Raw genomic sequence first — 7,566 nt, forward strand, 5'->3', positions numbered from 1 at the left:
TGTGAGTTGAAAGCACCAAGCATACCATCCGCGCATGACGGCCCGGCGGTTCCCCGGTGCAGGTGATGGTGGCGCCTCCGCCTGGCGTGGCGATAACTAATGGAGATAGCTCGATACCTAATATTCAATAGATAGTTATCGTTGGCTGCGCCAGACTTCCGCCCATGGCAGCACCTGTGCCGCCTTCCGAACAGCCTGGAGCCTACAGGCGTGCGAATCACAAGGAGACAGAATGGAAAGCCAATGGACGGCCGTGCTGGTGGAGAAATTCGGCCATAGCTTCAGCGCTTACGAACTGGATGGCGGCGAGCGCCGCTTCAGTGTGCAGTTGCCTGACTATCCGCATGAATTCGTGGTGGACCGCGAGCGCCTGTGCGGCTACGTCGGCCACTATGGCGTGCAGACCTTCGCGCACGCCGGCGACGGCGGCGCCGCGGTGATCGCGGTCGACCTGATGCGCGGCGCAGTGGGGGCACGGCTCGATTGCTCGCCCTATCACCGTATCCATGGCCTGCAGATCGACCGGCAAGGACGCGTCTACGCGCTGAGCGAGCGCGACAATATGCTGGTGGTGTTCGAGGCGCCGCTGGAGCACCCCGTGCCTGACCGCGCCGTGCCCGCGGGCGGGGTGAAAAGCCATCTGTTCGTGTTGTCGGCCGATGGCGAGCGTGCCTACGTGACCAACCTGCTGTCGCATACCGTGACACTGGTCCACCCCTACGATGCCACCCGCGCTCCGCGCGCGGCGTACGCCGGCAGGCGCCCCGAGGGCTGCTGCCTGAGCCGCGACGAAGCGGCGCTCTACGTCGCCAGCCGCGACGATCACAGTCTGACCCGGCTGGACGCGCGCACGATGGAAGCGGTGCGCACGGTGCCGACCGGCGAGGATCCCACCCGCATCTACTGGTCGCCGGACGACCGCCTGTTCGTGCTCAACTACGGCGAGCGCAGCATCCGCGTTTTCGACCCCGACACGCTCGCCGAAACCGGCCGGGTCGACACCGGCGCCAGGCCGATTGCGCTCGCCTTCCATCCGGCTGACCCGAGCCGCGCCTATATCGCGCTCAACGACCACACCGTCGGCCAGCTTGACCTGCCTGGCCTGGCCCTGCGCCATGCCTTCACCACCGGCAAGGAACCGGACGGTCTTGCCATCCTGGCTTTGCCGACGCGGTAGTCAACTGGCGTTCACGGCCGCGAAGGCAGCGCGGATGCCAGCGGCCCATACCCGGAAATCCATACGGAGACAGAGTATGAAAGGCTTGGACCAAGCCGGCGCCGGCACGTCGGTCGCCATCGATGCGACACCACTCACCGGTGCCGCCAGCATTCCAGCCCAGCGCTGGTGGCGCATCATCCCGCCGATCCTGATGGTCTGTATCGTCTCGTACATGGATCGCGTCAATATCGCCTTCGCGATGCCGGGGGGGATGGCCGATGCGCTCGGTATCGGCGCCAGCATGGCCGGCCTGGCCGGCGGCATCTTCTTTGTCGGCTATCTGTTCCTGCAGATTCCCGGCGGCAAGCTGGCCGTGCGCGGCAGCGGGCGCAATTTCATCGCCTGGTCGATGCTGGCCTGGGCCGTCATTTCCGTGCTGACCGGCCTGGTGCGCAACGAGACCGAACTGCTGATTCTGCGCTTTGCGCTGGGGGTGGCCGAGGGCGGCATGCTGCCGGTGGTGCTGACCATGGTCGGCAACTGGTTTCCCGACCACGAACGCGGACGCGCCAACGCCCTGGTGATCCTGTTCGTGCCGATCGCCGGCATCATCACCGCGCCGCTGTCGGGCCTGGTAATCGCGGCGCTCGACTGGCGCTGGCTGTTTATCGTGGAAGGCCTGATTTCGCTGGCCTGCCTCGGCGTGTGGTGGAAGCTGGCCTGTGACCGGCCGGAGCAGGCGCGCTGGATTTCCGCCGAAGAGAAGGCTTATCTGCTGGCCCGCCTGCGCGAGGAAGAGCAGCAGGCAGCCGCCGCTGGCGCAAGCGTGGGGCAGGGCGCGGCCGGCACGCGGGCGGTGTTGGCGCACATCCTGTCGCAGGACGTGATCTGGCGCCTGATCGCCGTCAATTTTCTCTACCAGATGGGGATCTACGGGTACACGCTGTGGCTGCCCACCATCCTGAGGGGCCTGACCGGAGGCGGCATGGGGCAGGTCGGCATGCTGGCCGTGCTGCCGTACCTGGGCACCATGGCCGGCATCCTCGCGATCTCCTCGCTGTCCGACCGCACCGGCCGGCGCAAGGACTTCGTGGTCTGGCCGCTGCTGGGTTTCGCCGCCTGCCTGGCCGGTTCGGTCTGGTGGCACGACAATACCTGGCTGTCCTATGGCCTGCTGGTCGGCAGCGGCTTCTTCCTGCAGTCCGCCGCGGGGGTCTTCTGGACCCTGCCGCCACGGCTGCTGGCCGCCGAGCACGCGGGCGTGGCGCGCGGCGTGATTAATGCGCTGGGCAACCTGGGCGGATTCTGCGGTCCCTATGCCGCGGGCGTGCTGATCGAGCGCGTCAGCGCGGGCGCCGGTGTCTACCTGCTGGTCGCCGCGCTGGTGATGGCCGGCGCCCTGGCCGCCACGCTGCCGAGGCGGTGCCGATGAGCAGCGTAACAACTGCCGCGCTGCCCGCAGGCCTGGCCATCGTCGACGCCCACCACCACCTGTGGCAACTCGGGCGCGGCCGCTATCCCTGGCTGCAGGACGAATACCGGCCACAGAGCTTCTTTCTCGGCGATTACCAGGCCCTGCGCAGCGATTACCTTGAGGCGCAGTACGCGCATGACACTAGCGCCGTCACAGTGCTGGCCACTGTGCACGTAGAGGCCGAACGCGACCGCCGCGAAGCCGTCGACGAGACCGCGTGGCTGCACGGCCAGGCCTGGCGCCCCGGCATGGCTGCCGCGGTGGTGGCCTACGCGCCGTTCGGCACTCCAGGATGCGCGGAGCTGCTGGCGCGCCAGGCCGGTTTCGCGCGAGTCAGGGGGATCCGGTGCAAACCGCTGACAGCCGCGGCGCAGGGCGAGTCAGTGGCAGGGCGGCCCGGGTCGATGCAGGACCAGGCCTGGCTGGACGACCTGGCGCGGCTGGAGCGCCATGGCTTGTCGTGGGATCTGCGGGTACCGTTCTGGCATTTGCGCGAGGCGGCGCGGGTGGCGGCCGCCTTGCCGGGCGTGCCGATCGCGCTCAATCACGCGGGCCTGCCACTGGACCGCTCGAAGGAGGGCCTGGCCAGTTGGCGCGCCGGCATGGAGGCGTTGGCCGCCTGCGCCAATGTGTCGGTCAAGCTGTCGGAGTTCGGGCTGGCCGGCGGGCGCTGGGATGCGCAGGGCAACCGCGGCATCGTGCGCGAGGTGCTGGCGATATTCGGGCATGAGCGGGCGATGTTCGGCAGCAACCTGCCAGTGTCGGGCCTGAGCGCGGACTTGGGCACGATCCTCGGCACGGTGTGCGAGGCGCTGCCGGATCCCGTCGCCAGGCAGCGCGTGCTGGCTGGCAATGCGGCCAGGTTCTATCGGATCAATGTTCCAAGGCCGTCCGAGCTGGCCTAGAACCAGCGGCAGGCACAAGCATGCTATAAGTCCTATCTTCGCCGCAGCCCGGCCACCATGCCAGACCTCCCAGCCACCCTCTCCAGTGCCGCCACCCTGCGCAAACGCTTGCATATGCGGCATCTGCGCCTGGCCCTGGCCCTTGCCGAGCACCGCTCGCTGCGGCGCGCCGCGGCACAGATGGCGCTGTCCCAGCCAGCCGTCACCAAGGCATTGCACGAGCTCGAGAGCGTGGTCGGCACGTTGCTGTTCACGCGGCATGCGCGCGGCATCGAGCCGACGGTGTTCGGCGAGGCGCTGATCCGCTATGCGCGCGTGGTGCTGGCCGACCTGGATGCCCTGCACGATGAATTTGCCGCCATCGCCGCGGGCGAGGTGGGCAAGGTGCGGCTCGGCTCGATCCTGGCCCCGGTGCCTTCCGTTCTGTCGGGCGTCATCAACGCGCTCAAGGCACGCTATCCGCGTTTGCATATCGTGATGCAGGTCGATACCAGCGACGTACTGGTACAGGCGCTGCGGCAGGATGCGCTGGACGTGGTGATCGGACGCATTCCCGAAGGCACGGTGGCCGACGATCTCGACTTCGAGCCACTGTTCGAAGAGTCGCTGGCCATCGTGGCGCGCGCCGGCCATCCGCAGGCAGGCAAGCGCGGCGTCAAGCTGGCTTCCCTGGCCGGCTATCCCTGGATCATCCCGCCAGCGGCGGTGCCGATGTGGCAGATCATCGACCAGACCTTCCGCGACAACCGCGTGCCGCTGCCGGAAGACATCATCGAGACTTCGTCGATCATGGGCACGCTGCCGCTGCTGGCGGATAGCGACCGCATTGCCGTCGTGCCGGGCGCGATCGCGGAGTACTTCGTCGCCCTGGGTGCGCTGGCGGTCCTGCCGGTGGCGATGCGCGGGCGGCTGGTCCCCTATGGGATTGTGCTGCGCCGGCGGCGGGCCGCGACGCCGGCCATGCGCCTGCTGATCGACGCGGTGCGCGCGGCGGGGCCCGGCGCTCCGCAGGCGATGACTGAATTGGAGCCATTACCTGCAAGGTAATGGTCATACGCCGCGGTGCATGCTGTAATGCATGCCATGGACACGCTGACCCCAGCCTCCGAGGCCACCCTCGACTTCCCCGGCCTGCTGCGCTACTGGCGCAGCAAGCGCGGCTACAGCCAGCTGGCGCTGTCGCTGGCCGCCGGGGTGTCGCAGCGCCACATCTCCTTCCTGGAATCCGGCCGCGCCCGCCCCAGCCGTGAAATGGTGCTGGCGCTGGCCGAGCGCCTGGGCGTGCCGCTGCGCCAGCGCAACCGGCTGCTGCTGGCCGGCGGCTTTGCCCCGGCCTACAGCGAACACGCGCTGGCTTCGCCGCCGCTGCAGATGGTGCAGCAGGCGATCGCGCTGATCCTGGCCAAGCAGGAGCCGTACCCGGCCGTGGTGCTGGACCGTTTCTGGAACCTGGTGGATGCCAACCCGGCCTACCGGCGCATGCTCGAGACCCTGCTGGGCGGGCGCGAGCCGGCATCGCTCACGGAAGGCAGCCACAGGATCAACCTGATGCTGACCGTGTTTGATCCGGAGGGCCTGTGGCCGGTGATCGAGAACGCGCGCCAGGTCGGGCGCTACCTGTTGCGGCGCGTGTGGCAGGAGCTGCAGGTGCAGGCCCACGACCAGACCGCGCGCGAGATCTTCGGGCGCATCGCCGCCTGGCATCCTGACATGGTCGGGCCGGGCGGCGCGCTGCTGCCCGAGGACGACGGCACCGATGGCCCGCCGGCGCCATTGCTGCCGGTGGTGCTGCATGCGGGCGCGTTCCGCGCGTCGCTGTTCTCGACCCTGACCACGCTCGGCATTCCACAGGACATCACGCTGCAGGAGCTGCGCATCGAGTGCTTCTTCCCGGCTGACGACGCCACCCGCACCTTGTTTGAAGCGCAGGCCGGGGCTGCAGCGGCCGCTGTCAGAAGCGGTAGCGCAGGTAAATGACGTGGAAGGTAGTGCCGGGATTGGGGTCCTTGATGCCGCCATTGGACAGGTGCTGGAACCGGTAGCCCGCGGCAAAGCGCCGGTCCTTGCCCACCGTCAAGCCGATCCCGGCGTACTCCGAGAACTGGAAGGCGGTGGAAATGTCGTGGTTGGCCGAGGTGTGCGTGCTGGTCAGCAGGCGCGGCCCGACCGACAGTTCGAGGAAGGGCACCCAGGTGTGGCGCCACCATGCGATCCGCACCACCGGCGAGGCACCAAACTCCCATAGGTCGTTGGGCTGGTTGTCGCTGCTGCTGCGCCAGCGCGCAATGTTGACCTCCCATTGCAGGTCGACCTGCCAGCCTTGCGGATTGCCCCACGCAAAGCCCGAATCCCACAACATGGCGACCTCCGCCTTCTGCACGTCGTGGCCATCGTCGAAGCCGTAGCCAAGCTGCACGGCAGGCGCGGCGCGTGCCGTCGCTGCCAGGCACAAGGACAGGGCAAGCAGGCCCGCGGCGACGGTGCGGCGCACCCGCTGTTGCCACGCATGTCGGCAGGGCGGGGGTGGATGGAACGAGGAACAACTCACACGGCGGTCTTGTCTGGCTTCTGGTTCGTGTCGGCGCATGGGAAGCACGGATGAAGAGGTGCTGCGTTGTTGTCCGGCAAGGCATGAGCCGGCCGCCACGGCGGGCGCCAGCTTGCACATGCGCTGCCTCCCTGCCTTATTTGTAGTACACGCGAGGCCACGTTGCGATGGTCGGATTTGTTCAAGCGTGGTCGAGCGCCCGTCCGGCGCTCTGCGTCGGGACAAAGAAAAAAATAATCGTGCTAACATTCGCGCGCCGGCGCCGGCTACAAGGCCGCGCCGGTTCGTTACGTCTTCAGGGCGGGGTGAAAGTCCCCACCGGCGGTATGCCGCGGCGCGCAGTGCGTGTCCGGCGAGCCCGCGAGCGCTCGCATTCCCGTGCGAGGTCAGCAGACCTGGTGAGAGGCCAGGGCCGACGGTCATAGTCCGGATGAAAGAAGATGGGCGGAGCTTGCCCGCGCGGCCCGGCGCCTTGCCCGAGCCTTGCGGTTCGCTGTTGCCTTGCGCCGCGCGCAGGGCGCGGCTGTTCGTGCGTGCGCTTCAGGCGCGGCGTGCGGCGCTGCAACTCCGTTGATCCTTCCCCTGGAACGCCCATTGATGCTGAACAAGGAGCGTTTCATGCCTAGCCTTTCCACCGAAGCTGTTGCACCCGAGGTGTCCGCGGATCTTGCCGCCGATGCCGCCCCCCGTTCCCTGGCCGCGCGCATCGCGCAGGCGCTGGACGCCATGCGCGAAGGCCGTCCGGTCGTGCTGCTCGACGATGACGACCGCGAGAACGAGGCCGACCTGATTCTGGCCGCGGAACGCCTGACGAATGCCAATATGGCGATGATGATCCGCGAATGCAGCGGCATCGTCTGCCTGTGCCTGACCGAGGACAAGGTGCGCAGCCTCGGCCTGCGGCCGATGGTCGAGCACAACCGCAGCCAGTATGGCACCGCCTTCACGGTATCGATCGAAGCCCGCGAAGGTGTCGGCACGGGTGTCAGCGCCGCCGACCGCATCACCACCATCCGCGCTGCCATTGCCGGGGATGCGGGCACCGATGCTGTGGTCAGCCCCGGCCATGTGTTTCCGCTGGTGGCGCGCGACGGCGGGGTGCTGGTGCGCCGCGGCCATACCGAGGGTTCGGTCGACCTGGCCCGCATGGCAGGCCTGTCACCGGCCGCGGTGCTGTGCGAGCTGATGAACCCCGACGGCACCATGGCACGCCGGCCGGAGGCGCTGGCCTTTGCCGAGATGTACCAGCTACCGGTGCTGACCATCGAGGACCTGGTGGCCTGGCGCCGCCTGCACGACTGAAAAGTCGCCACCTGCACGCACCCCGGCATGCAAACGCGCCCGGGATGCGTGCTTCCTGTGCGACAATGCGGATCGCTTTTTCCCGTCTATATGAGGGCAATTCCATGATGTTCCGCATTTTTAGGCACGCAGCCGCGTTTGCTGGCTGCCTGCTCGGACTGGCCGCACCGCTGGCGCA

7 protein-coding genes and 1 riboswitch are annotated in these 7,566 nt (G+C 68.0%); of the genes, 6 read left to right on the plus strand and 1 reads right to left on the minus strand.

What is annotated here, in order from left to right:
• Positions 1–232: 232 nt before the first annotated feature.
• The 5 genes from AC3WQZ_RS11950 to AC3WQZ_RS11970 all read left to right on the plus strand — a co-directional run bounded on the left by AC3WQZ_RS11950 (position 233) and on the right by AC3WQZ_RS11970 (position 5,515).
• On the plus strand, positions 233–1,177 hold the full coding sequence (locus tag AC3WQZ_RS11950) for a YncE family protein (protein WP_010814148.1): 945 nt from the start codon (positions 233–235) through the stop codon (positions 1,175–1,177).
• Between the two features lie 76 nt (positions 1,178–1,253).
• The gene (locus AC3WQZ_RS11955) at positions 1,254–2,591 is read left to right on the plus strand and encodes an MFS transporter (RefSeq protein WP_492300601.1); all 1,338 of its coding nucleotides are present in this window, start codon (positions 1,254–1,256) and stop codon (positions 2,589–2,591) included.
• Positions 2,588–3,538, plus strand: coding sequence for an amidohydrolase family protein (locus tag AC3WQZ_RS11960; RefSeq protein ID WP_011617084.1), 951 nt, complete (start codon positions 2,588–2,590; stop codon positions 3,536–3,538). The genes AC3WQZ_RS11955 and AC3WQZ_RS11960 overlap by 4 nt, the downstream gene beginning before the upstream one ends.
• 57 nt (positions 3,539–3,595) lie before the next feature.
• Positions 3,596–4,585 (plus strand): LysR family transcriptional regulator, encoded by a 990-nt coding sequence (locus AC3WQZ_RS11965; protein ID WP_011617085.1) that lies wholly within the window; start codon positions 3,596–3,598, stop codon positions 4,583–4,585.
• 36 nt (positions 4,586–4,621) lie between these two features.
• Positions 4,622–5,515 carry a helix-turn-helix domain-containing protein gene (locus AC3WQZ_RS11970; RefSeq protein WP_041688388.1) on the plus strand — a complete coding sequence of 298 codons (894 nt, stop codon included), beginning with the start codon at positions 4,622–4,624 and terminating at the stop codon, positions 5,513–5,515.
• On the opposite strand, the gene AC3WQZ_RS11975 is transcribed toward AC3WQZ_RS11970, so the two are convergent.
• Positions 5,490–6,029, minus strand: coding sequence for an acyloxyacyl hydrolase (locus tag AC3WQZ_RS11975; RefSeq protein WP_041688076.1), 540 nt, complete (start codon positions 6,027–6,029; stop codon positions 5,490–5,492). The genes AC3WQZ_RS11970 and AC3WQZ_RS11975 overlap by 26 nt on opposite strands.
• Positions 6,030–6,373: 344 nt before the next feature.
• Positions 6,374–6,532, plus strand: a riboswitch (FMN riboswitch).
• A 172-nt stretch (positions 6,533–6,704) separates the two neighbouring features.
• On the opposite strand from AC3WQZ_RS11975, the gene ribB reads away from it, so the two are divergent.
• On the plus strand, positions 6,705–7,388 hold the full coding sequence (gene ribB / locus AC3WQZ_RS11980; RefSeq protein ID WP_155737100.1) for a 3,4-dihydroxy-2-butanone-4-phosphate synthase: 684 nt from the start codon (positions 6,705–6,707) through the stop codon (positions 7,386–7,388).
• Positions 7,389–7,566 lie beyond the last annotated feature (178 nt).

This window comes from Cupriavidus sp. FW305-26, assembly GCF_058787975.1.

Coding starts and splice junctions, on each gene's coding strand:
- AC3WQZ_RS11950 (WP_010814148.1), top strand. CDS start 233: ATGGAAAGCCAATGGACGGCCGTGCTGGTGGAGAAATTCGGCCATAGC.
- AC3WQZ_RS11955 (WP_492300601.1), top strand. CDS start 1,254: ATGAAAGGCTTGGACCAAGCCGGCGCCGGCACGTCGGTCGCCATCGAT.
- AC3WQZ_RS11960 (WP_011617084.1), top strand. CDS start 2,588: ATGAGCAGCGTAACAACTGCCGCGCTGCCCGCAGGCCTGGCCATCGTC.
- AC3WQZ_RS11965 (WP_011617085.1), top strand. CDS start 3,596: ATGCCAGACCTCCCAGCCACCCTCTCCAGTGCCGCCACCCTGCGCAAA.
- AC3WQZ_RS11970 (WP_041688388.1), top strand. CDS start 4,622: ATGGACACGCTGACCCCAGCCTCCGAGGCCACCCTCGACTTCCCCGGC.
- ribB (WP_155737100.1), top strand. CDS start 6,705: ATGCCTAGCCTTTCCACCGAAGCTGTTGCACCCGAGGTGTCCGCGGAT.